This window comes from Streptomyces formicae, from assembly GCF_002556545.1.
GTDB classification, from domain to species: domain Bacteria; phylum Actinomycetota; class Actinomycetes; order Streptomycetales; family Streptomycetaceae; genus Streptomyces; species Streptomyces formicae_A.
In genome coordinates this window covers 7,956,921-7,977,411 of the sequence record NZ_CP022685.1, presented here as the reverse complement: position 1 = coordinate 7,977,411, position 20,491 = coordinate 7,956,921, and the positions used below count along the sequence as shown (strand labels likewise).

25 protein-coding genes are annotated in these 20,491 nt (G+C 73.0%); 10 read left to right on the top strand and 15 right to left on the bottom strand.

The genetic code is table 11. From position 1 onward, the window contains the following. Positions 1 to 36 precede the first annotated feature (36 nt). Together KY5_RS34755 and KY5_RS34750 are read left to right on the top strand one after the other, a co-directional pair. Positions 37 to 867: a class I SAM-dependent methyltransferase gene (locus KY5_RS34755; RefSeq protein WP_098245921.1), complete on the top strand. Its 831-nt coding sequence runs from the start codon at positions 37 to 39 to the stop codon at positions 865 to 867. Positions 868 to 909: 42 nt separating this feature from the next. Next, the gene (locus KY5_RS34750) at positions 910 to 1,080 is read left to right on the top strand and encodes a hydrophobic protein (RefSeq protein WP_098245920.1); all 171 of its coding nucleotides are present in this window, start codon (positions 910 to 912) and stop codon (positions 1,078 to 1,080) included. A gap of 54 nt (positions 1,081 to 1,134) precedes the next feature. Here KY5_RS34750 and KY5_RS34745 read toward each other — a convergent pair whose 3' ends face one another. The 11 genes from KY5_RS34745 to ligD form a co-directional block, all read right to left on the bottom strand. After that, complete coding sequence (locus KY5_RS34745; RefSeq protein ID WP_098247675.1) at positions 1,135 to 1,398, bottom strand: gas vesicle protein K; 264 nt, start codon at positions 1,396 to 1,398, stop codon at positions 1,135 to 1,137. A gap of 53 nt (positions 1,399 to 1,451) precedes the next feature. After that, positions 1,452 to 1,640, bottom strand: coding sequence for a gas vesicle protein (locus KY5_RS34740; RefSeq protein WP_098245919.1), 189 nt, complete (start codon positions 1,638 to 1,640; stop codon positions 1,452 to 1,454). Next, positions 1,637 to 2,479 (bottom strand): GvpL/GvpF family gas vesicle protein, encoded by an 843-nt coding sequence (locus KY5_RS34735; RefSeq protein WP_234363005.1) that lies wholly within the window; start codon positions 2,477 to 2,479, stop codon positions 1,637 to 1,639. The genes KY5_RS34740 and KY5_RS34735 overlap by 4 nt, the downstream gene beginning before the upstream one ends. After that, entirely contained in the window at positions 2,460 to 2,882 is a 423-nt protein-coding gene (locus KY5_RS34730; RefSeq protein ID WP_098245918.1) for a gas vesicle protein, read from the bottom strand. The genes KY5_RS34735 and KY5_RS34730 overlap by 20 nt, the downstream gene beginning before the upstream one ends. Next, positions 2,879 to 4,042: an SRPBCC family protein gene (locus tag KY5_RS34725; protein ID WP_098245917.1), complete on the bottom strand. Its 1,164-nt coding sequence runs from the start codon at positions 4,040 to 4,042 to the stop codon at positions 2,879 to 2,881. The genes KY5_RS34730 and KY5_RS34725 overlap by 4 nt, the downstream gene beginning before the upstream one ends. Then, a complete protein-coding gene (locus KY5_RS34720; protein ID WP_098245916.1) occupies positions 4,035 to 4,754 on the bottom strand; it encodes a DNA primase in 720 nt (239 codons plus the stop codon). Before KY5_RS34720 ends, KY5_RS34725 begins: the two co-directional genes overlap by 8 nt. Before the next feature lies 1 nt (position 4,755). Then, a complete protein-coding gene (locus KY5_RS34715; RefSeq protein ID WP_098245915.1) occupies positions 4,756 to 4,995 on the bottom strand; it encodes a gas vesicle protein GvpG in 240 nt (79 codons plus the stop codon). Positions 4,996 to 4,999: 4 nt separating this feature from the next. After that, positions 5,000 to 5,740, bottom strand: coding sequence for a GvpL/GvpF family gas vesicle protein (locus KY5_RS34710; RefSeq protein WP_098245914.1), 741 nt, complete (start codon positions 5,738 to 5,740; stop codon positions 5,000 to 5,002). Then, on the bottom strand, positions 5,737 to 6,162 hold the full coding sequence (locus tag KY5_RS34705) for a gas vesicle structural protein GvpA (protein ID WP_098245913.1): 426 nt from the start codon (positions 6,160 to 6,162) through the stop codon (positions 5,737 to 5,739). The genes KY5_RS34710 and KY5_RS34705 overlap by 4 nt, the downstream gene beginning before the upstream one ends. A 113-nt stretch (positions 6,163 to 6,275) precedes the next feature. Further along, a complete protein-coding gene (locus tag KY5_RS34700; RefSeq protein ID WP_098245912.1) occupies positions 6,276 to 6,602 on the bottom strand; it encodes a gas vesicle protein in 327 nt (108 codons plus the stop codon). Positions 6,603 to 6,668: 66 nt separating this feature from the next. Beyond that, positions 6,669 to 7,610: a non-homologous end-joining DNA ligase gene (ligD, locus tag KY5_RS34695; protein WP_098245911.1), complete on the bottom strand. Its 942-nt coding sequence runs from the start codon at positions 7,608 to 7,610 to the stop codon at positions 6,669 to 6,671. A 181-nt stretch (positions 7,611 to 7,791) separates the two neighbouring features. On the opposite strand from ligD, the gene KY5_RS34690 reads away from it, so the two are divergent. Beyond that, complete coding sequence (locus tag KY5_RS34690) at positions 7,792 to 8,352, top strand: hypothetical protein (protein WP_159072670.1); 561 nt, start codon at positions 7,792 to 7,794, stop codon at positions 8,350 to 8,352. A gap of 6 nt (positions 8,353 to 8,358) precedes the next feature. Here KY5_RS34690 and KY5_RS34685 read toward each other — a convergent pair whose 3' ends face one another. Beyond that, complete coding sequence (locus KY5_RS34685; RefSeq protein ID WP_098245909.1) at positions 8,359 to 10,209, bottom strand: transketolase; 1,851 nt, start codon at positions 10,207 to 10,209, stop codon at positions 8,359 to 8,361. A gap of 56 nt (positions 10,210 to 10,265) precedes the next feature. Further along, the gene (locus KY5_RS34680; RefSeq protein WP_098245908.1) at positions 10,266 to 11,588 is read right to left on the bottom strand and encodes an NAD(P)/FAD-dependent oxidoreductase; all 1,323 of its coding nucleotides are present in this window, start codon (positions 11,586 to 11,588) and stop codon (positions 10,266 to 10,268) included. A gap of 308 nt (positions 11,589 to 11,896) precedes the next feature. On the opposite strand from KY5_RS34680, the gene KY5_RS34675 reads away from it, so the two are divergent. Both KY5_RS34675 and KY5_RS34670 read left to right on the top strand, forming a co-directional pair. Beyond that, positions 11,897 to 12,991 carry an enolase C-terminal domain-like protein gene (locus KY5_RS34675; RefSeq protein WP_098245907.1) on the top strand — a complete coding sequence of 365 codons (1,095 nt, stop codon included), beginning with the start codon at positions 11,897 to 11,899 and terminating at the stop codon, positions 12,989 to 12,991. Positions 12,992 to 13,019: 28 nt separating this feature from the next. Beyond that, positions 13,020 to 13,577 carry a hypothetical protein gene (locus tag KY5_RS34670; protein ID WP_098245906.1) on the top strand — a complete coding sequence of 186 codons (558 nt, stop codon included), beginning with the start codon at positions 13,020 to 13,022 and terminating at the stop codon, positions 13,575 to 13,577. A 49-nt stretch (positions 13,578 to 13,626) separates the two neighbouring features. On the opposite strand, the gene KY5_RS34665 is transcribed toward KY5_RS34670, so the two are convergent. Continuing rightward, positions 13,627 to 14,001 carry a phage holin family protein gene (locus tag KY5_RS34665; RefSeq protein ID WP_098245905.1) on the bottom strand — a complete coding sequence of 125 codons (375 nt, stop codon included), beginning with the start codon at positions 13,999 to 14,001 and terminating at the stop codon, positions 13,627 to 13,629. A 170-nt stretch (positions 14,002 to 14,171) separates the two neighbouring features. Between KY5_RS34665 and KY5_RS43290 the strand changes: the two genes are divergently transcribed. The 5 genes from KY5_RS43290 (at position 14,172) to KY5_RS34645 (ending at position 18,430) form a co-directional block, all read left to right on the top strand. Next, positions 14,172 to 14,249 carry a 50S ribosomal protein bL37 gene (locus KY5_RS43290; protein ID WP_370443954.1) on the top strand — a complete coding sequence of 26 codons (78 nt, stop codon included), beginning with the start codon at positions 14,172 to 14,174 and terminating at the stop codon, positions 14,247 to 14,249. Between the two features lie 195 nt (positions 14,250 to 14,444). Further along, on the top strand, positions 14,445 to 14,801 hold the full coding sequence (locus KY5_RS34660) for a VOC family protein (protein ID WP_098245904.1): 357 nt from the start codon (positions 14,445 to 14,447) through the stop codon (positions 14,799 to 14,801). Between the two features lie 55 nt (positions 14,802 to 14,856). After that, positions 14,857 to 15,555 (top strand): GntR family transcriptional regulator, encoded by a 699-nt coding sequence (locus KY5_RS34655; RefSeq protein WP_234363004.1) that lies wholly within the window; start codon positions 14,857 to 14,859, stop codon positions 15,553 to 15,555. A 192-nt stretch (positions 15,556 to 15,747) separates the two neighbouring features. After that, entirely contained in the window at positions 15,748 to 17,043 is a 1,296-nt protein-coding gene (locus tag KY5_RS34650) for an amidohydrolase family protein (RefSeq protein WP_098245902.1), read from the top strand. An 88-nt stretch (positions 17,044 to 17,131) separates the two neighbouring features. Then, positions 17,132 to 18,430, top strand: coding sequence for an amidohydrolase family protein (locus tag KY5_RS34645; protein ID WP_098245901.1), 1,299 nt, complete (start codon positions 17,132 to 17,134; stop codon positions 18,428 to 18,430). Positions 18,431 to 18,484: 54 nt separating this feature from the next. Here the strand turns inward: KY5_RS34645 and KY5_RS34640 are convergent, their stop codons facing one another. Then, positions 18,485 to 20,458, bottom strand: coding sequence for a DUF5107 domain-containing protein (locus KY5_RS34640; RefSeq protein ID WP_199843373.1), 1,974 nt, complete (start codon positions 20,456 to 20,458; stop codon positions 18,485 to 18,487). Between the last annotated feature and the right edge of the window lie 33 nt (positions 20,459 to 20,491).

The following is a 20,491-nucleotide window of genomic DNA, read 5'->3' as shown; positions in this document are numbered from 1 at the left end:
GGTTCCTGACACACGCACACCGAAGGAGCTGCCGCCATGCCGAAGGAGACCGCCGTCTACACGCACGGACACCACGAGTCCGTGCTGCGTTCGCACACCTGGCGCACCGCCGCCAACTCGGCCGCGTACCTCGTGGGTTCGCTGAAGCCGCACATGCGCGTCCTCGACATCGGCTGCGGCCCCGGCACCATCACCGCCGACCTGGCCGCGCTGGTCCCCGAGGGCCACGTCACGGGCGTGGACCACGCGCCGGGCATCCTGGACCAGGCACGCGCCACGGCCGCCGAACGCGGCCTGGACAACGTCGAGTTCGCGGTCGCCGACGTGCACGACCTGGACTATCCCGACGACAGCTTCTGCGTGGTCCACGCGCACCAGGTGCTCCAGCACGTGGGCGATCCGGTGCGGGCGCTGCGCGAGATGCGGCGGGTCTGCAAGCCGGGCGGCATCGTGGCCGTGCGCGACTCGGACTACGCGGCGATGACCTGGTACCCCGACATCCCGGCCATGGACGACTGGCTGGACCTCTACCGGCGCGTGGCCCGTGCGAACGGCGGCGAGCCCGACGCGGGGCGCCGTCTCAAGTCCTGGGCCCTGGAGGCCGGTTTCACGGACATCACCGCGACGGCCGCCACCTGGTGCTACGCCTCCGCGGACGAGCGCGCCTGGTGGAGCGGCCTGTGGGCGGACCGCACCCTCGCCTCCGCGTACGCCGAGCGCGCGGTGGAGAGCGGCCACGCGGACGGGGAACTCCTGCGGACCGTCTCCGACGCCTGGCGGGAGTGGGGCGAGCAGGACGACGCCTGGTTCGCGGTGCTGCACGGCGAGGTCCTCTGCCGGAAGGAGCGGCATCGACGGGACGCGTAGAACTGTCGTTTGGGGACACCCGGTCGGCAGGAGGTAGACACTATGGTTCCTATTCTGCTGGTCCTTCTGCTGGCCCTTCTCCTCTTCGGAGCGGGATTCGCCGTGAAGGTACTCTGGTGGATCGCCATCGCCGTGCTCGTCATCTGGCTGCTCGGCTTCCTGATGCGCAGCACGACCGCCACGGGGTCCAGGTCCCGTTGGTACAGGTGGTAGTCGGCACATGCGGTAACCACCCCCCGCCCAAGGGCTGTTGAGGCACGGAGCCCGTCAGTCCCTGGGCAGCAGGGGGCCCAGCGGCCCGAGGTCCAGATTCAGGTCCTCGGGCCGCAACCCGTACCGGTCCCTGAGCTCCGCCATCCGATCCTCCAGGAGCATCAGCGTGAGGCCGATGCGCTCCTCCTGGTCCTCGGTCAGATCACCGGTGTCGAAGCGGCGCACGGCCTGCCGCTCCATCAGCTGACGGAGGAGTTCGACGACGGTCAGGACCAGTTTCACCAGGTCCCGCTCCACGGTGTCGGGGTCGAGGTCCATGCGGTTGCGGCGATCGGCGGCCACGGTTGACTCCTTCGCTCCGTCTCCGGCCTTCACTCCAGCTCCGGCCAGGGCGACGGCACTTGTTCGTTCACCGAGCTGATCAGGGCGTTGAGATCGATGCGGACGAGGTCGACGTCCGCGATCCGCAGGGTGATGTCCCCCGCGATGACGACCCCACCGGCGAGCAGCCGGTCGAGCAGGTCCACCAGGGCGACTTCACGGCGCTCGACGACCGTCATGCGCCGTCCTCCCTTTCGATCTCGTCGCCGTTGGAATCGCCGCTGGAGTCGCCGGTGAAGGAGTACGCCGCCCAGGGCCCCGTCAGCTCCACCCGCAGACCCGTCGTGTCCCGCTCCTCGTCCTTCGTGCGGTCCACGAGCTCGACGAACTCCTCGGAGTGCGAACGGGGCACCAGATAGGCGGCGTTGAGGACGTTCCTGCCGGGCGCGCGGGACAGCGCGGAGTTCTGCGGGGCGTGCAGCCGCGCGTCGTCCGACCGCAGCGACAGCGTCTCGTGCAGCCGCCGCGCGAACCCCTCGGCACGCTCCCAGCCCGCCTCCCGCGCCGTACGCTGACTGCGCCGCTGCCGCAGATAGTCCCGCCCGGTACGGGGCTTGTCCCGCGCCGGTTCCCGCGGCCCTCCGCCCACCTCTCCCCCACTCCCGTCCTCGCTGTCCAGAAAGACCTTCACGCCCCACTCGACGCGTCCGTCGATCCGCTCCAGTACGTGCCGGAAGCGCTCCGAGCCGTCCTGCAACATGGCGCGCACGCCGCTGTCGTCCCGGAAGACGGTCGCGAGCCGCAGCGGCAGCGGGCAGGTGACGGTGGTGAGGGCCGCGATCACCCGCTGGTGGGCGCGGGCCGTCTCGGCGAGCCAGTCCAGGTCCTCCAGGTGCGCGCGCAGCGGCTCCGCCGCGAAGTCCCGCACCGGCACGGCACCGACCAGCGCGGTCAGCCCCTCGTGGGAGACCTGACGCGGCGGGACGCCGCCGACCCCGGTGAGGTCGGCGGCGAGGGGGGCGGTGAGCGGGTGGCACACCGCGTAGACGTAGCGCAGGTCATCGTTTGCGTCGCTCACGTGGCTCCTTCTCTGCGGACGACTTCTCGCGGGCGGACGACTTCTCGTCGGCGGACCGCTCCTTCTCCGCGGGCTCCAGGGAGCCCGGCTCCTCCAGTTGCTCGAGCTCCGCCACGCGACGCCGCAACTCGGCGTTCTCACGCGAGAGTTCGGCGCGGCGCGCCCCCGAGGAGAGCGCCGGGTCGTCCTCCCACCAGTCGATGCCCATCTCCTTGGCCTTGTCGATGGAGGCGACGATGAGGCGGAGCTTGATGGTGAGCAGTTCGATGTCGAGCAGGTTGATCTTGATGTCACCGGCGATGACGATGCCCTTGTCCAGGACGCGTTCGAGGATGTCGGCGAGGTTGGCGCCGCCGCCGTCACGTCCGTAGGGGTCGGGCAGCCGTCCGGGAGCCGCTGTCATCGGCGGCCCCGTCCGCCACCGCCGCTGCCGGCCTCGGCGTACTCGCGCTGCTCGTCCTCCTCGGCGTCGACCTCGTCCTCGGGCGCTTCCTCGGGCTCTTCCTCGTCTTCGTACTCGGACTCGGGCTCGGCCTCTTCTTCCGCCTCTTCTTCGTCCTCGTCCTCGTACTCGCCCTCCGGCTCGGTCTCCTCCTCGTCGAACTCGCCCTCGGGGTCCCGCTCCTCGTCCCGTTCCGCGTCGTCCTCCTCGTCGTACTCCTCTTCCGGCCCGGCCTGCTCGTCGTGCTCGCCCTCGGGCTCCTGCTCCTGCCCCTGCTGCTCCTCGTCGCCCTCTTCCTCCGCCACCGCGTCCTCGTGGCTGCGGACGACCTCGCCGTCGCGGATCTCGCCGCGCCAGCCGTCGCTCGCCTCGCCGCGCAGCGAGATGTGCCGGGCGAAGTGCTTGAGGTCCAGGCGGGCCCTGCGGCCCTGGGCGCGCCAGATGTTGCCCGTCTTCTCGAAGAGGCCCTTCGGGTAGTACTCGATGACGAGCAGCACCCGGGTGAGGTTCTCGGCGAGCGGGTGGAAGGTGACGACGCCCTTCGTGGTGCCCTTGCCACCCTCGGACGTCCAGGTGATGCGCTGGTCAGGCACCTGTTCGGTGGTGTGCGCCTTCCAGCTCCGGTTGGACCAGAAGACCTTGAGCTTCCAGTCGGAGTCCGTGTCGCTCGCCACGGTGGCGCCCTTGACGCCCTTGGCGAAGGTGGAGAACTCCTGGTACTGGGTCCACTGGTCGTACGCCTCGCGGAGGGGCACACCGACGTCGATGAACTCCATGATGACCGTCGGCTTCTGGCCCGCGCCGCCCTTCTTGCGCTTGCCGCCGAGGCTCTTGAAGGCGCCCTTCACGGAGTCCTTGAGGTGGCTGCCGCCCAGTTCGACCGCGCTGCGCACCGGGCCCTTGCCCTCGGCGACCTTGCGGCCCGCGTCGAGCGCCAGCTTGCCGAAGCCCGGGCTCTTTCCTTCCGCGATGTCGTTCAGCTTTCCGGTGGCGTCGCCGAGCCGGTGGCCGAGGCCGACGAGCGCGCGCTCCGCCTGGGCCATGAGGTAGGCCTGCGCCTCGTCCTTCAGGCGGTCGACGGCGGGGCCGCGCGCGATGTTGCTCAGGGGTGACTCAGCCATGGTCGCGGTCTCCCTTCGTCCTGCCGCCGCCCGTACGGGCCGACGACGCCGTTCCGCGGGCGGCGCCGCGGGCCGCCGCGGTCTTCTTCCTGGTGCCGCTCTGGGCGGACTTGGCGCCCTGGGACCGCTTCGCCGGGGGCTTCTTCGCGGCGGTCTTCGCAGCGGACTTGGCGGCGGGCTTCGAGGCGGACGTCTTCTTGGCCGGTGCCTTCCTGCGCCGCTGGGGCCGCTCGGACTCCTCCGCGTCCGCCTGCTCTTCTCCCTCCCCCTCTGCCTCTTCGCGCTCCGCGCGCCCCTCGTCCTCTTCGTGCTCGTCCCGGCCGCTGATCTTGCCCTTGGCGCTCTTGGCGCCCTTCGCGGCGCTCTTCGCGGTGTCCTCGGCCTCGTCGGGCACTACCCCGGAGAGGCGGTCCTGGACGCCCTGGGTACGGTCGTGCAGACGGTCGGCGAGACCTTCGAGCTGCCGGTTGACGAGCGAGCCCGTCGCGGCCTTGCCGACGCCCCGCAGGTCCTGGCGCAGCTGGTCGCCGATCTCCTTGAACTGCGGGTTGTTCTGCAGCTGTTGATTGACCAGGGCGCCCAGCGCCTTGGGGCTCAGATGCAGCTTCTTGCCCGCCACCATCGAGCCCACGGCGAACGCGAACTTCGCCTTCTTCGTACGTCCGAGCACATACCCCGCACCCACGGCGAGGCCCACTGCCAGTCGGTTCATCCTAGAAGTCCTGTCCTGTCCTGTGTTGCAGGCGGGCGAGGAGCTCGTCCTCGCACCGATCGAACTCGGCCTCGTCGATCTCGCCCGCCTCCAGGCGTTCTTCGAGGAGGGAGAGTTCGCGCCGGATGGCCGAGGGGTCGTAGTACTGCCGTTCGGCCTCGGTGACCACTTGTCTCAGCACCCAGAGGGAGCCGCGGGCCGGGGCCAGGGGCAGCAGGAGCAGTTCGCCGAGCAGTCCCATGGGGTCACTCCGCGGGGGCGGCGGGCCCCGGATCGACGAAGCTGTACGGGGGCAGCGGGCCGTGCACCCGCAGGTCCAGGTGCGGTTCCCTGGCGCGGAGTTCCTCCACCGCGGCGAGGAATCCGTCAGCGGACTTGCGGACCACGAGGAACGAGAGGTTGGCCAGCCAGCCGGTGCCCTCGGGGCCCGCGCCGACCGCTTCGGCGACCGGTTCGAGGGCGCGGCGCACCTCGATGCCGTCGCTCGCCTCGCGGGCCCGCACGGCGTTGGTGATCATCTCGCCGAGCTGCAGCTTCTCTTCGTAACTGCCGCCGCCCTGGCGCTGGTTGGCCTCCACCATGGCCCGCAGTTCCGGGTTCTCCGCGAGGACCTGGTGCAGCACGGCCTGTTCGTTGTGGGCGGCCTTCACGTTGTACTCGACCTTGCCGTCGAGGGTCTTGAGGCGCTCCTCGTAGTGGTCGGCCCGCTCCCCGAGGACGGCGACGACCGCGTCGTCGTCCGGTGCGAGGCTGCCGAAGCGCATCGGGAGCACAGCGCCCGCGGCGCCCGCCTCGGAGAGCACGTTCTGGTGCGCGAGCAGGTCGCGCCGCTTGGGCTTGAGGTCCTCGGGAGCGTCGCTGACGATGGCGGCGAGCTCTCCGTGGGTCAGCACGCGCACGGGGCAGGCCGGTTCGCCGATGCCCCCCATGCCCTCGGGCAGCGCCGGGTGCTTGCTGCCCGCGATGCCGTAGATGTAGGTGCTCACTCCTTCTCCTCCTTCCTGCGGGAGGTGGTGGAGCGCCGGGCGCGCGGGCGTTCCTCGCCCTGGCCCTCCTCGCGGGCCTGCTTGAAGGCGTCGGAGATGGTCTCCGCTGCGCCGGACAGCGCCCCCTTGGACTTGCCGCGGGCGCCGGACTCGGTCACCTCACCCACCAGGTCGGGCAGGCCGGGGCTCTTGTGCGGCCCGGACTCCAGGTCCAGGCGGTTGCACGCCTCGGCGAAGCGCAGATACGTGTCGACGCTCGCAACGACGACACGTATGTCGACCTTCAGGATCTCGATGCCGACGAGGGAGACGCGGACGAAGGCGTCGATGACCAGTCCTCGGTCGAGGATGAGCTCCACGACGTCGTACAGGCCACTGGAGCCGCCTCCGCCGCCGGACTGTTGTGCCGGGACAACGGTCATGCCGACCGATCCTCCTTGTCTTGGGGTGCTTCGGTACGTGTGCTTCTCGATACGTGTCTTCTGGTGTGCGTCTTCTCGGTACGTGTACGTCTTCTCGGTACGTGTGCGGCGGCCTACTGGCGGCCGGTGCCGCGCGGCTCGGAGCGTCCCCGCTCGTACCGGCGCAGCCGCCGGTAGCCGGTGAGTTCGCCGCGCGGGTCGAGCTGCACCTCGTAGCTCGCGAGCAGGCTCATGGTGTCGGGGACCCGGGCCAGTTCGAGCACCTCGATCTCCAACACCCAGCCCTCCTCGGTGCGTTCGAAGGACGACACCGACTCGGTCGTCATGCCGGTGAGTTCGGCGAGCTGGTCGCGCGCGTGTCGCAGCACGACCATGGGGCCGGGCAGCTCCTGCTCCGCGTCACGTTGTGCGTCCGTCGTCTTGCGTGGTGTGTTCGCCATGGCCACCTCCTGGTCCGGGTGACCCGCCGGGCCTTGGCCAAACCTCGTCGGTCCGGTGACGGCAGCTCAGTCGCGCAGCGCGCGCAGCTTGCGGCGGGCCGGGCCGAGGGCGCGCCCCGAGCGCGGGACGCCCGCCCACGGATCGGTGCGGGCCTGCTCGACGGCGTCCTCGATGTTCCAGCGGCGGGCGTGCGTCGCGGGGGCGTCGAGCTGCTCCCAGGCGAGCGGCACGGCGACCGGCGCGCCCGGCGCGGAGCGCACCGAGAAGGGGGCGACGGCGGTCTGCGCGTAGGCGTTGCGCTGCACGTCGAGGTAGAGCCGGTCGCCGCGCTCCTCTTTGCGTACGGCCGTGGTGAGCGCCTCGGGACGGGCGGCGGCGAGCGTCTCCGCGACGTCCTTCGCGAAGGCGCGCACGTCGTCGAAGTCGTGGTGGCCGTTGAGCGGCACGACGACGTGCAGCCCGCGCGAGCCCGTCGTCATCAGGGCGGACGGCAGGCCCACCTGGTCGAGGAGCTCGCCGAGCAGCAGGGCCGCGACACGCACGGCGCCGAAGTCGTCCTTGGCGGGGTCGAGGTCGAAGACGAGCCGGTCGGGGTGCTCGACGCGGCCGGTGCGCGAGAGCCAGCGGTGCAGGGTCAGACAGGCCTGGTCGGCGAGGAAGAGGAGCGTCGCGGTGTCGTCGCACACGATGTGCGTGACGGTGCCGCCCCGCTTGGCCACCTCGGCGCGGGTGATCCAGTCCGGGTAGTGGTCGGGGGTGTCCTTCTGCATGAAGCGGGGGCCCTCAAGGCCGTCGGGGTGGCGCTCCAGCATCAGGGGGCGGCCGCGCAGGTGCGGCAGCATGAAGGGGGCGACGGACCGGTAGTAGTCGAAGAGGTCGGCCTTCGTGTACTCCCGGCCGCCGTCCGCGCGGCCGTTGCCGTCCCCGGAGGCCGGGAAGAGGATCTTGTCCGGCCGGTTCAGCCGTACGGTGCGGCGCCCTGCCCGCACCTTCCGTACGTCGTCCATGGCATTCCCTTCGGGTCGGTGCGCTGTGGGGTTCGCCCGCTGGCCGGGGTGGTGTTCACCCTGGTGGGGAGGGTGGCTGGCACCACCCGGAAGTCGGGGGGCGGCGGGCGTGTGCCGGGGCGCCGCGGCCGGAAGGATCCGTGGTGTCCCACAGACCGCCGATCCGACCGCGAGGCCCGCCATGAACCCGCACCAGAACGCCGATCTTCACCACGCGCCCCGCCCCCGTCCCCGGCCGCTCCCGCACGCCAAGGAGACGCGGTTGCTGCCCCGCATGCTCCTCGGCCAGGACGAACCACCGGCCCCCACCGCCGTCAGGGCGGCCTTCGCGCTCTGGCTCACCGCGGTCGCCGCGGGCGCCTTCGAGACGGTGCTCGCTGTCATCCGCGCGGTGACCGAGGGCGACGGGTCCGGCGGCGGCATCGCGGGCGGCATCGCGCTGCGCATGGCCGTGTTCTCGGCGGCCGTCCTGGTCGCGGTGCGGATGCGCCGCGGCGCGAACTGGGCGCGTCTGACGCTGGCCGGTGGACTCGGCGTACTGGGCACGTTGTCCCTGGTGGTCGGCCCCGTCCAGTGGCTCGCCGACGGGCATGCGCCCGGTGACGTGTTCCGGGACCTGAACGCCCTCGACGTGCTGTTCGGCGCGAGCCGCGTGCTGCATCTGGCAGCGGTCCTCACGGCGGTGGCGCTGATGTTCCGCCCCGCCGCGAACGCCTGGTTCAGGGCGGCCCGACACGCCTGAGCCCTTTCATCGCACGACCCCCTGCTCCACGAGGAGCCGCGCGGCCGCCGCGATCGAGTCGGCGTCGATGCCCGCCGAGCGCAACTGCTCGGCGGGCGACGCGGAGCCCGGCATCGTCCGCACCGCGAGCCGCACCAGGCGCGGCACGGGACTGCCGTCGGTGAACGCGTCGAGCACCGCGTCCCCGATGCCGCCCTCGGGCCTGTGGTCCTCGACGGTGAGCAGACACCCGGTGCGCTCGGCCGCCTCGCGCAGGGTCCGCCGGTCGACGGGCTTGACCGAGTACAGGTCGATGACGCGGACCTGGATGCCCGCCGCGTCGAGCGCGTCCGCGGCGGCCAGCGCCTCGTGGACGGTCGCCCCCGCGGCGACGACGGTCAGCCGGTCCGCGTCGCTGGAGCGGAGCACCTTGGAGCCGCCGACGGGGAACTCCTCGCCGGGACCGTAGATGACGGGTGTGTCGCCGCGTGACGTGCGCAGATAGCGCACGCCTTCGAGCCCGGCCATCTCGGCCACGAGCCGCCCCGTCTGGTGGGCGTCGCAGGGGTACAGGACGGTGGAGCCGTGCACGGCGCGGAAGAGCGCCAGGTCCTCCAGGCCCATCTGGGAGGGGCCGTCCTGGCCGATGGCCACGCCCGCGTGCGAGCCGACCAGGTTGATGCCCGCGTCGCTGATCGCCGCCATGCGGACGAAGTCGTGGGCGCGGGTGAGGAACGCGGCGAACGTCGACGCGTACGGGACCCAGCCGCGTGCCGCCAACCCGACGGCTGCCGCGACGAGTTGCTGTTCGGCGATGTAGCACTCGAAGAAGCGGTCGGGGTGTTCCTTGGCGAAGTACTCGGCCCGGGTCGAGTCGCTGACCTCGCCGTCCAGGGCGACGACGTCGCCGCGCGCGGTGCCGAGTGCGGCGAGCGCCTGGCCGTAGGCGGTGCGGGTGGCGACGGTGTCGCCCAGCTCGTGGCGCGGCAGTTCCAGGTGTCCACTGCGCACGGCGTGCATCGTGCGCGCGGCGGCCGGTGCGCGGACCTCGACGCGGACGTCGCGCGCCCCGCCCAGCTCCTGGATCGCCGCCTCGGGGTCCCGCAGCGGCTTGCCGTGCAGGCCCTCGCGGTCCTCGGTGGCGGCGACGCCCTTGCCCTTGAGGGTGCGCGCGAGGATCACGGTGGGCTGGCCCGCCGTGGACGCGGCCTCGTCGTAGGCGCGGCCGATGTCGTCGATGTCGTGCCCGTCGATCTCGACGACGTGCCAGCCGGACGCGGCGAAGCGGTCGGCGTAGGCGTCGAGGCGCCATTCGTGGCGGGTCGGGCCGCGCTGGCCCAGGCGGTTGACGTCGACGATCGCGGTGAGGTTGTCGAGGTGTTCGTACCCGGCGTGTTCGGCCGCCTCCCAGACCGAGCCCTCGGCCAGTTCGCTGTCGCCGCACAGCACCCAGACGCGGTAGGGGATCCGGTCGAGCCGCTTGCCGGAGAGCGCCATGCCGACGCCGACGGGCAGCCCCTGTCCGAGCGACCCGGTGGCGACCTCGACCCAGGGCAGGGCCCGTGGCGTCGGGTGCCCTTCGAGCCTGCTGCCCTCCTTACGGAAGGTGAGGAGTTCCTCGTCGGTGAGGGCGCCCGCCGCCTTGTACGCGGCGTAGAGCAGCGGTGAGGCGTGCCCCTTGGAGAGGATGAACCGGTCGTTTCCGGGGTGGTCGGGCCGGTCGAAGTCGTAGGAGAAGTGGCGGCCGATGAGCACCGCCATCAGATCGGCGGCGGACATCGACGAGGTGGGGTGTCCGGAGCCCGCGGCGGCCGCGGCCCGGATGGAGTCGACGCGCAACTGCCGTGCCACGTCGGCGTGTTCACTGCTGCTGGTCATGCGGGGTCCTCCTTGCTGCGTGGGGTCTGGTGGCCGCTCGCGGTCGGCCCGGGCCCTCAGCCACCGCCAGAGCGGGGGCTCGGCACCTTGGGCACCTCGGGCGAACCGGTGTCCAGGGGCACGGTCCACGAGCGGACCAGGCCCAACTGCACGGCCTGGCGCGGCAGTACGGCGTCCAGGAGCCAGTCGGCGGCGACGCGCACGCGGTTGCCGGGCATCGCGGCCAGGTGATAGCCGCGCGTGACGGCCCCGGCGAGCGGCCCTGACAGCGGGACGCCGAGCGGGTTGGCGGCGGCCTGGGCGCCGCCGAGGTCGACGGTGAAGCCCAGGTCGCGGTGGCTGTAGGGGACGCGGGTCCCGCGGCCGAGCGAGGCCGCGACGTTGCGCCCCGCGGTGGCGCCCTGCCGCCAGGCGTGCTGCGCGGTCATGGGTGTGTACTGTCCGGGCCTGCGCGGGTCGGGCACGGCCGCGGCGTCCCCGCAGGCGAACACCTCCGGGTGTCCCGGCACGTTGAGGTAGGGGTCGACGCACAGCCTGCCCCGCTCGAGCGGCTGGTGCAGTCCCTCGACGAGCGGATCGGGCCGCACGCCGACGCACCAGGCGAGGGTGCGGGTGTCGACGAACTCCCCGTCGTCCAAGAGCACTCCGTCCGCGGTGGCCTCCTTCACGGAGGTCTTGGTGCGTACGTCGACGCCGCGCCGCCGCAGGACGCGGTCGGCGGTGACCGAAAGGCGCGGATCGAGTTCGGGCAGCACGCGCTCCGCGATGTCGAGCAGCAGCCAGCGGGGGCGCAGGCCGTGCCGGGGCGGCCGCGCGCGCGTCAGCGCGTCGGTGAACAGCTTTCCGTGCGCGGCGAGTTCGACGCCGGTGTAGCCCGCGCCGACGACCACGAACGTGCAGCGGGCCCGGCACGTCCCCGCGTCCCGCGCGGCGGCGGCGAGCTCCATCTGGCGGGTGATGTGGTCGCGCAGGTACAGCGCCTCGGGCATGCCGCGGAACCCGTGCGCGTGCTCGGCGACGCCCGGCACCGGCAGGAGCTTGTTCACACTGCCCACCGAGAGCACGAGCCGGTCGTACGCCAGCCGCCCGCGCGCCCCCTCCGGGTCGGTGTACGTCACCTCGCGCCGCTCCAGGTCGATGCCGTCGGCCTCGCCGAGTGCCAGGCGTACGCGCGGCAGCGTGCCGGTGAGCGAGACGGTGACGCGGCGCGGTTCCAGGACGCCCGCCGCGACGTGCGGCAGCAGCGGCAGGTAGAGGAAGTAGTCGGTCGGGTTGAGCAGGGTGATGTCCGCCCTGCCACGGGTCAGCCGGGACAGGGTGCGCGCGGTGCGGTAGCCGGCGAATCCGGCTCCGACGACGACTATGCGGGATCGGCTCACGGTGCGCCTCCGGCGATGGTCGGATCCGGCGGTGGTCGGGTCCGGTGCGGTCGGGTCCGGTGCGGTCGGAGCTTCCCGCGTGCCCCCGCGCGGCGGCCGCCAAACTCCGGGGTGGCGGAGACCGGAGCCGTTTGTCCCCGCGCGTCGGGGTTACCCGGAGCCGTATCCGCATCGGCAGGAGCAGCCGCGTCCCGTGGCACACCGCGAGCGGGACCACGACCCGGCACCACGCCCGCGCGGCAGACCGACCGGCACCGCCGACCGGCACACCGCGTGCGCACCGCGCACCGCGACCTGGGAAAGATCCGATGAAGGACGCAGTCTCCATCGAACGGCCCGCCGTCTCCGCCTACACCGTGCCCGCCGACGCGCCGGAGGCCGACGGCACCTTCGCCTGGGACGCCACGACCATCGTCGTCGTCGAGATCACCGCGGGCGACGCGACGGGCACGGGCTGGACCTATGCGCCCGCCTCCACTGCCGCTCTCGTGGACGAGCAGCTCGGCCCCGTCGTCACGGGACTCGACGCCCTCGACATCCCCGCCGCGCACGACGCGCTGACGAAGGCGGTCCGCAACACCGGACGCCCCGCCGCCGCCTGCGCGATCTCGGCGGTGGACATCGCCCTGTGGGACCTCAAGGCCCGCCTCGTCGAACTCCCCCTCGTACGCCTGCTCGGCGCGGCCCGCGACGAGGTCCCCGTCTACGGGAGCGGCGGCTTCACGACGTACCACGACACCCATCTCGCGGCGCAGCTGAACGGCTGGGTGCACGGCCAGCACATCCCCCGCGTCAAGATCAAGGTCGGTGAGGGCAGGGGCCGCGCGGCGGCCCGCGACGTGTCCCGGGTGCGTACCGCACGCCACGTCATCGGCCCCCGCGCCGAGTTGTACGTCGACGCCGACGGCGGCTACACGCGCAAGCAGGCGGTACGGGTGGGCAGGGCGCTCGCCGAGCACGGGGTCGGCTGGTTCGAGGAGCCGGTGGCGTCGGACGACCTGCGTGGACTCGCGCTGGTCAGGGACGCGCTGGCGTGCGACGTGGCGGCGGGCGAGTACGGCCACGACCTGCCCTACTTCGCGCGCATGATCCCCTCGGTGGACTGCCTCCAGGTCGACGCGACGCGGTGCGGCGGGCTCACCGAGTGGTTGCGCGCCGCCGCCCTCGCCCAGGCACACGGCCTGGAGGTCTCCGCGCACTGCGCGCCGCACGCGCACGCCGCGGTGGCCGCGTGCGTGCCGAACCTGCGGCACATCGAATGGTTCCACGACCACGTGCGGATCGAGTCGATGTTCTTCGCCGGGGCGCTCGACCCGACCGGCGGCGTCGTCCGTCCGGACGGCGGCATCGGGCACGGCCTCGAACTGCGCACGGGCGACGTGGAGGAATTCCGGGTCGCGTGAGCGCCCGCGCACCTGGCACGCTCCGCGCATGGAGAATCCGCGCGCCGAAAGCGCCGAAGTACTGCTCATCGGGGGCCGGTCGGGGGTCGGCAAGACGTCCGTCGGCTGGGAGGTCGCGGCCCGGCTCCGGGCCGCGGACATCGGCCACGCGCTGATCGAGGGAGACCTCCTCGACGTGGTCCACCCGGCACCGCCCGACGACCCGGACCGCTCGCGGATCACCGAGCGGAACCTGGCGGCGATCTGGTCCCACTACGCGGAGCTCGGCTGCCGTCGGCTCGTCTACACGAACACGGCGAGCGTGCTCGGCAGCGAGGAGGGACTCTTCACGCGGGCCCTGCGAGGGCCGCGCATCATCCGCGTCCTGCTCACGGCGACGGACGCGACGGTGGAACGGCGCCTGACGGCCCGCGAACAAGGCTCGGAACTCGAACAGCAGCTGCGCCGCAGCGAGTTCATGGCCCACCACTTGACCCGACACACCCCACCGGACGCGTACCGCGTCGCCACGGACGACCGCGACGTGAGCGACATCGCGGCGGAGGTGGTGAAAGCAACGGGCTGGCAAACCAACGGCGCCCCATAAGGGGCGCGGGGAACTGCGCGCCCAGCCCCCACGCTCCCGCACGATCCGATCACCGCTGTCGCTGCGGCGGCACAGTCGGCGGCGCGGAGGGCACAGGCGGCACAGGTGACGCCGCAGCCGAAGACGCAGGCGCGACGCTCCCACCCCTCGCGGCCCTCCGCAAAAGCACCGCACCGAGCCCGAGCAGCCCCGCCACGATCAGCGCGGCCGCCCAGTCGGGCAGTCCGAGCCCGATGACAAGGCCGACGGCCAGCGCCGACGCGGCGCCCGCGTAGAACGCGGCGGCACCGGCGGCGGCGTAGAGCGTGGCCGCGCGACGCTGCTTCCTGGTCGCCTCGCGGAGCGACTCCCGCAACTCCTCGCGGAGTTCGGCGCGGATCGTGCGGACCAGTTCGTCGGTCAGAGGTTTCTCGAGGCCAGTCATGGCGCCCGGGTACCCGGGGCCTTGGACGGGTAACGGTCCGAGACGTCGGCTGATGCCCACGAGGCGCGTGTGACGAAGGCCACGCCATGACGGGGTTTTCCCCGGGGTAGGCGGCGCGTGATCGCCCGGGTTCGCACCCGGGAAGCACCATCGGAACCACGGAGGTATCCATGTCCTCGAAGCGACGCCGCAAGAAGAAGGCCCGCCGCAAGAACGGCGCGAACCACGGCAGCCGTCCCCAGTCCTGAGGGCGGGCGTGACGGTCGGGGGCGGCACCGGACGGTGCCGCCCCCGACGGCCTTTCCGGACGCGGGAGTTGGCCCGGGAGGCGAGCCCGGAAGTCGGCGGGACGCAGTCGCCGATGCCGGTGGCGGGAGCACGGGCAATCATGAAATCGTTGCGGAGCCGGTGGGGCTGGTCGAAGAGGTGAGGGCGTTCCAATCATGGAGATCCTGGGAACCACGCTGCGGATCTGCGTCGAGGACCTGGAGTCCTCGGTCGTGTTCTACGAGCGGCTCGCGGGCGGCAAGGCCATGCGCTTCGAGCGCGGCGGCGTGTCCGTGGCCGCGGTGGGCTGCTTCCTGCTGATGAGCGGCCCCGAGGCGGAGCTCGAAGTGCTCCGCAAGGTGTCGGCGACCATCGCGGTGCAGGACGTGGACGAGGCGTACGCCGTCCTGAACGCCTCCGGCGCCCGCGTCATCGCGGGCCCGGTCCCGACCCCGGTCGGCCGCAATCTGATCGCGATGCACCCGGACGGCGCCGTCTTCGAGTACGTGGACCGCCGCGGCGGCACGGACTGACCCGTATCCTCCACGGCGGGGCAGGCTGCCCCTGACCGAACGGAGGACGGTGCACGTGGCGGGCAGCACGGCGGACGGTACGACGGGCAGTGCGGAACGGACGTCGTTGAGCGTCCAGGCACGCGAGGCCGTCCGGCAGCGCATCATCGACCGCCGCTACGCCCTGGGCGCGCGCCTGGTCGAGCGCGAGGTCGCCGAGGAGTTGCGGATGTCCCGCGTGCCGGTCCGCGAGGCGTTGCGCGCGCTGGTCGCCGAGGGCCTCCTCGAACTCCTGCCGCACAGCGGCGTACGGGTGCGCCGTCTGGAGCCCGCCGACGTACGGCATCTGTACGAGGTGTGGGAACCGCTCGCCGTCCAGGCGTCCAGGATCGCGGCGCGCCGGGTGGCGGAGAGCTCCCCGGCCGAGCCTCCGGGGCTCGCCGCGCTGCGGGCCACGCTCGACCACGCGGAGGCGGCGTCGCGGGCCGACGACGGTCCGCGCGAGACCGCCGCGCACACGGCTTTCCACGAGGGCATCGTGGCGCTCACCGGCAATCCCCTGCTCGTACGCACCATGGAACAGCTGAGCTGGCAGCTCCAGCTGCTCTTCGGGATGCGCGCGGAGCCGGACCACATGCGGTCCCAGCACCGCCTGGTCTACCGGCACATCGCGGCGGGCGACGAGGAGACGGCGGCGGCGAGCACGCTGCTGCACGTGCGGGACAGCCGGGCGGTGGCGCTGCGGGCGCTCTTCGAGGAGAGCGGGTCGGCCTGAGCGGCCGAGCGCCGCCCCACAGGGTCACCCCAATCCACTTCGGTATACCAACGACGGTTCCACCACCCACCCCTCCCGGTAATTACCCCGCAATATCCCGCAAGCTCCGCACCCGCCCTTGCAGGCACCTCACTCTTGGTATACAAACTGGCGGACGCCTCCCCTCCGCTCGCCCTCCCCAGGAGTCACCAGATGTGCGTTGAGAACACCCCGCCGCCCTCCTCCCGCCTCACCCGGCGCGGCATCCTCGCGGGCGCCGCGGCGCTGGCGGGCACCGCGGCGGCACTCTCGGCGACGCCGTCGGCGGCCGCGGAGAGGACGGAGGAGAGGCCGGAAGAGAGGACGGGGCGCCGCGGCGTCGGCGGGGACCTCGTCATCGAGGGCGGCACCCTGCTCGACCCCGCGACCGGCGAGGTCACCGAGGACGCGGTGGTCGTCATCGTCGGCGGCGTGGTCCGCGCGGCGGGCGCGCGCGGCAGGACCCGGGTGCCCGAGGGCACCGAGGTGCTCGACGCGCACGGCACGTGGGTCCTGCCCGGACTCGTCGAGGCGCACATCCACCTGAACACCGCCGCCGAGGCACGGGACGCCGTACGCAAGGGCGCGACCACCGCCCGCAGCGGTTCGACCAACTTCTACCAGGACATCGCCGTACGGGAGTTGGCCCGCCAGGTGCCCGAGCTCGCGCCCCGGCTGCGCGCCGCGGGCATCTTCGTCACGCCCGACCTCGGCGACACGGTCCTCGCCGACCCGGACCTGACCCCGCTCGCCGGGCTCAAGGAGGGCGTGCGCTCGCCCGAGGCCCTGCGCCGCGTCGTCGAGGTCAATCTCGCCCGGGGCGCCGACGTCATCAAGACCCGTGTGAACGAGCGCGCCGGGCTGCCCGAGCAGGACCCGCTCGCGCAGGTGTACGACCGCGAGCAGTTGTCCGCCGTCGTCGCGGCCGCCCGGCGCGGCGGCAAGGGCGTGCTCTGCCACAGCTACAGCGAGAAGGGCTGTCACGACGCCGTCATGGCGGGCATCCGGTCACTGGAGCACGGCGTGTTCGTCGGCGAGCGCACCCTGCGCGAGATGCGCCGCAGGGGCACGTACTTCACGCCGACGCTCACCGCCATCGCCGGGCTCGCCGAGTCCGACGACCCGGTGCTCGCCGAGCGCGGCCGCACCTATCTGCCGGTGCTCAAGCGCGCGGTGCGCGCCGCCCACGAGCTCGGGGTGCCGCTCGCCGCGGGCACGGACTCCTCCGGCGGCACGGTGGACCCGATCGGCGGCGAGGTGGAGCTGATGCGCGCGGCGGGCCTGCCCGCGCTCGACGCGATCCGCACGGCCACCACAGGTGCCGCGCGCCTCCTGGGCCTCCAGGGCACGGCAGGACGTCTCGCGCGCGGCTTCGCCGGTGACGCGGTCCTCCTCGACGGCGACCCGCTGGCCGATGTCTCGGTCCTCAAGAAGCCCGTCCGCGTGGTCCGCGCGGGCGTCCCGGTCTGACCCGGCCGCCTCCCGGCCGCCTCCCGTCCACATCTCGTCCCTTCCGCCCCTTCCGCCCCACCTCCGCCCGCACCCCGAAGGAGTCCCCATGACGCCACTGTCCCGCCGCGGCATGCTCGCCGGAGCCGCCGCCCTGGCCGGCACGGGAGCCGCCGCCTCGGCCGCGCCGTCCGCGGCGGCCGCGCCCGGCGCGCGCGACGACAAGCGCCGCAAGGCCGTGGTCTTCCGCGACGTGCGCCCCTTCGGCGCGCGGACACCCGTGGACCTGACGGTGGTCGACGGCAGGATCACCGGCGGCCGCGCGCCGCACGGCGCCGAGGTGGTCGACTGCGACGGGCGCGTCGCGCTGCCCTCGCTGGTGGACGCCCACATCCACCCGGACAAGACCACCTGGGGCGGGGACTGGGTGACGCGGAAGCCCGCGAGCGGCATCGCCGACTACGTCGCGCAGGACGTGGAGCTGTTCAAGAGCCAGCCCCGTCCGGTCGGCGAGCGCGCGTACGGCCTGATGGCGCACGCCGTGACCCGCGGCACCCGCGCGATGCGCGCCCACGTGGACGTGGCGCCCGCCTACGACCTGGCCGGCGTGGAGGGCGTCGACACGGCCCGCGACCGTCTGCGGCACGCGCTGGACGTACAGATCGTGGCGTTCCCGCAGCACGGCGTCGTACGGACCCCCGGCACGGCCGAGCTCCTCGAGGAGGCGGCCCGCTCGGGGCGGATCGACCTGGTCGGCGGCATCGACCCGATCAGCTTCGACCACGCCATGGACGAGCAGCTCGACCTGGTCTTCGGCCTCGCGGACCGGCACGGGGTGGGCGTCGACATCCACCTGCACGACCGGGACGAGAAGGGCACGAAGGTCCTGCGGGCCATCATCGACCGCACCCGCGCGCTCTCCCTGCGCGGCAAGGTCACGGTCAGCCACGTCTTCTGCCTGCCCAAGCTCGCCGACCGCGAACTGGCCGCCATGGCGGCCGACTTGGGCGATCTGGACATCTCCCTCACCACGGTGGCGCCCAGCGAGTCGCTGGTCCTGCCCATCGCGAAACTGCGCGAGCACGGGGTGCGGGTCGGGCTCGGTTCGGACGGCGTGCGCGACGCGTGGAGCCCGTTCGGCAACGCGGACATGCTGCACCGCACGCACCTGCTCGGCTGGGTCACCGATGTGCGCCTCGACGAGGAACTCGCGGACTGCTACCGCGTGGGCGCGCACGGCGGCTCCGACGTGATGGGCCTCGACCGCGCCGACCTGGAGCCGGGCGCCCCCGCCGACTTCGTCCTCGTCCGCGCCGAGTGCCTGCCGCAGGTCGTGGTGGACATGCCGCAGCGGGACATGGTGGTGCACGGCGGCCGCGTCGTGGCCAGGAACGGCAAGCTGGTGTAACTCGCACTGCCCGAAGAGCAGTTGGGGCCCGCCGACAGGCGGGCCCCTGCCGCCTCACTCCCCCGGCGGCCGCATCCGGAAGTCGTACCGCGCCGGTATCTCCTCGCCGGTCGCCGCGGCCCACAGCGCGCCCACGGTCTCCGCGCCCTCCCGCAGGTCGGCCGCCTCGAAGCCCGCTTCGAAGACGGCCCGCACGCCGTCCATGTCCCCCTCGGCGAAGAGCAGTTGGGCCTCGACGAGGCGGAACCTCCCCTCGTTCCGCGTCCGCGCGTGCAGCCGTTCCCACACCGCGCGGGCCGCCTCGGTCCGCCCCACCGCGAGCAGCGCGGCCATCGCCTCCCTGCCGAGCGCCGCGGTCGCGGCCGTCCAGAGCTCACCGTCGTCCCTGCGCTCCTCGCAGAGGTCGTCGAAGGCGGCCGCGTAGCTGTCGGCGGCCCGCTCCGCGTGCCCCTCGGCCTGGTCGGCGACGGCGAGGCAGCGCAGCAACGGCCAGCGGGACGGGGCGAGTTCGAGGCCGCGCTCCCAGCTGCGGACGGCCTGCGCCCGGTCGCCCGCGTGCCACTGCGCGATGCCGAGGTGGTACTCGGCCTGCGGCCGCGCGGGCGCGGTCTCCAGCATGTCGCGCCAGTGGGGCGAGACCAGGGTCGGGCCCGGCGGGGCGACGCGGCGGGGCTCGGGCACGGCCCCGGTGTGCAGCAGTTCGAGCCAGGGCGCCTGCTCGGGGCCGAGCGTCGACTCGGCGAAGGGCGTGCCCGGCATCTTGTACTCGGCGCGCAGCACTTCGAGCGCGCCCCAACCCGAGCCGGTGGCGAGCGACTCGCCGGGCTCGGTGTCGGCGCAGGTCAGCCACGCCTCGTAGGCGGCGTCGACGGCCTCGCGCGGCAGCGCTTCGGCGAGCCGCGCCTCGGCCTCGCCCCGGGCGCCAGCCCAGTCGCCGTGCACGAGGGAGGGGTCGGCGGACAGCGGTCCGTACGACTCCAGCCAGCTGAACTCGCTCTCGGCGTCGAGGCGTACGTGTTCGAGCTGGGTGCGCGCGAGGCCCGCCTGGATCTCGGCGTAGCCCGGGGTGCCCGGCTCGGTGAGCCACTCCTGCCAGCGCCTGCCGCCGGTGCCCGTGCCCCAGACGAAGAGCTTGCGGCCGCGCAGCCGGTCCGTCGAGGTCTGCGCGAGACCGTGCCCCTCGGCGTCGAGCGCGGCGATCCAGCGCCGGGTGCCGTCCGGCACGTCGTAGAAGTAGTCGGCGGGGTATTCGCTGCGCGCCGGATACGTCCGGTCGACGCCGTCGCACTCGGGCACCGGCACCCGGTCGAGGCCGCCCGCGTACGCGAACCGCCACGCCTCGTCGGCGGGCGCGAGCACCCTGCGCTCCTCGGGCACCGCGATGTTCGACCACCAGTAGACGGGCGCGGGCCGCTCGTGCGGATTGCGGATCCGCACGCCGACGTGCAGGAAGTCGGAGCCTTCGGGCAGCCACAGGTCCACCTGGAAGGGCAGGTCGCGCAGCCGCTCCCACTCCCACAGGCGCAGCATCTCGCCGCCGTCGGGGGCGGTCACGCGGGCGGCGTGCAGCGGCGCGCAGGACAGCGTGGTGTGCCCGGTGGCACCGATGTTCCACTCGATGCCGCCGGAGAACCAGGCGCCGTTGAGCGCGAAGGCGGCGGGCTGCAACACCGGGTTGCGGTAGAGGAGTTCGCGCCCGGCGGGCTTGTGGAAGAGGGAGTGGACGCGGCCGCCGTAGCCGGGCAGGACGGTGGCGCGCAGCCGGTCGTTCTCGATGACGAGCGTGTCGATCGGCGTCTCGGTCCGTTCCCGGCCGTATCCGTCGAGGAGCCGTACGGGCAGGATGCCGCGCAGCGGCTCGTAGCCGAGCTGGCGCGCCATGTCGCGCGGCAGCCCTTCCTTGGCACGCTCGTCCAGGGTGTGCACTTCGTCGAGCGGCCGCAGCGCGGGCAGGGGGTTCTCCGGACCCAACGGGGCGGCGGGCAGGGTCAGTACGTCACGGCGCACGGTGGTCTTCACGATCACCATGGAACACGTTCGACCGGGCGGCGACCAGGGGTT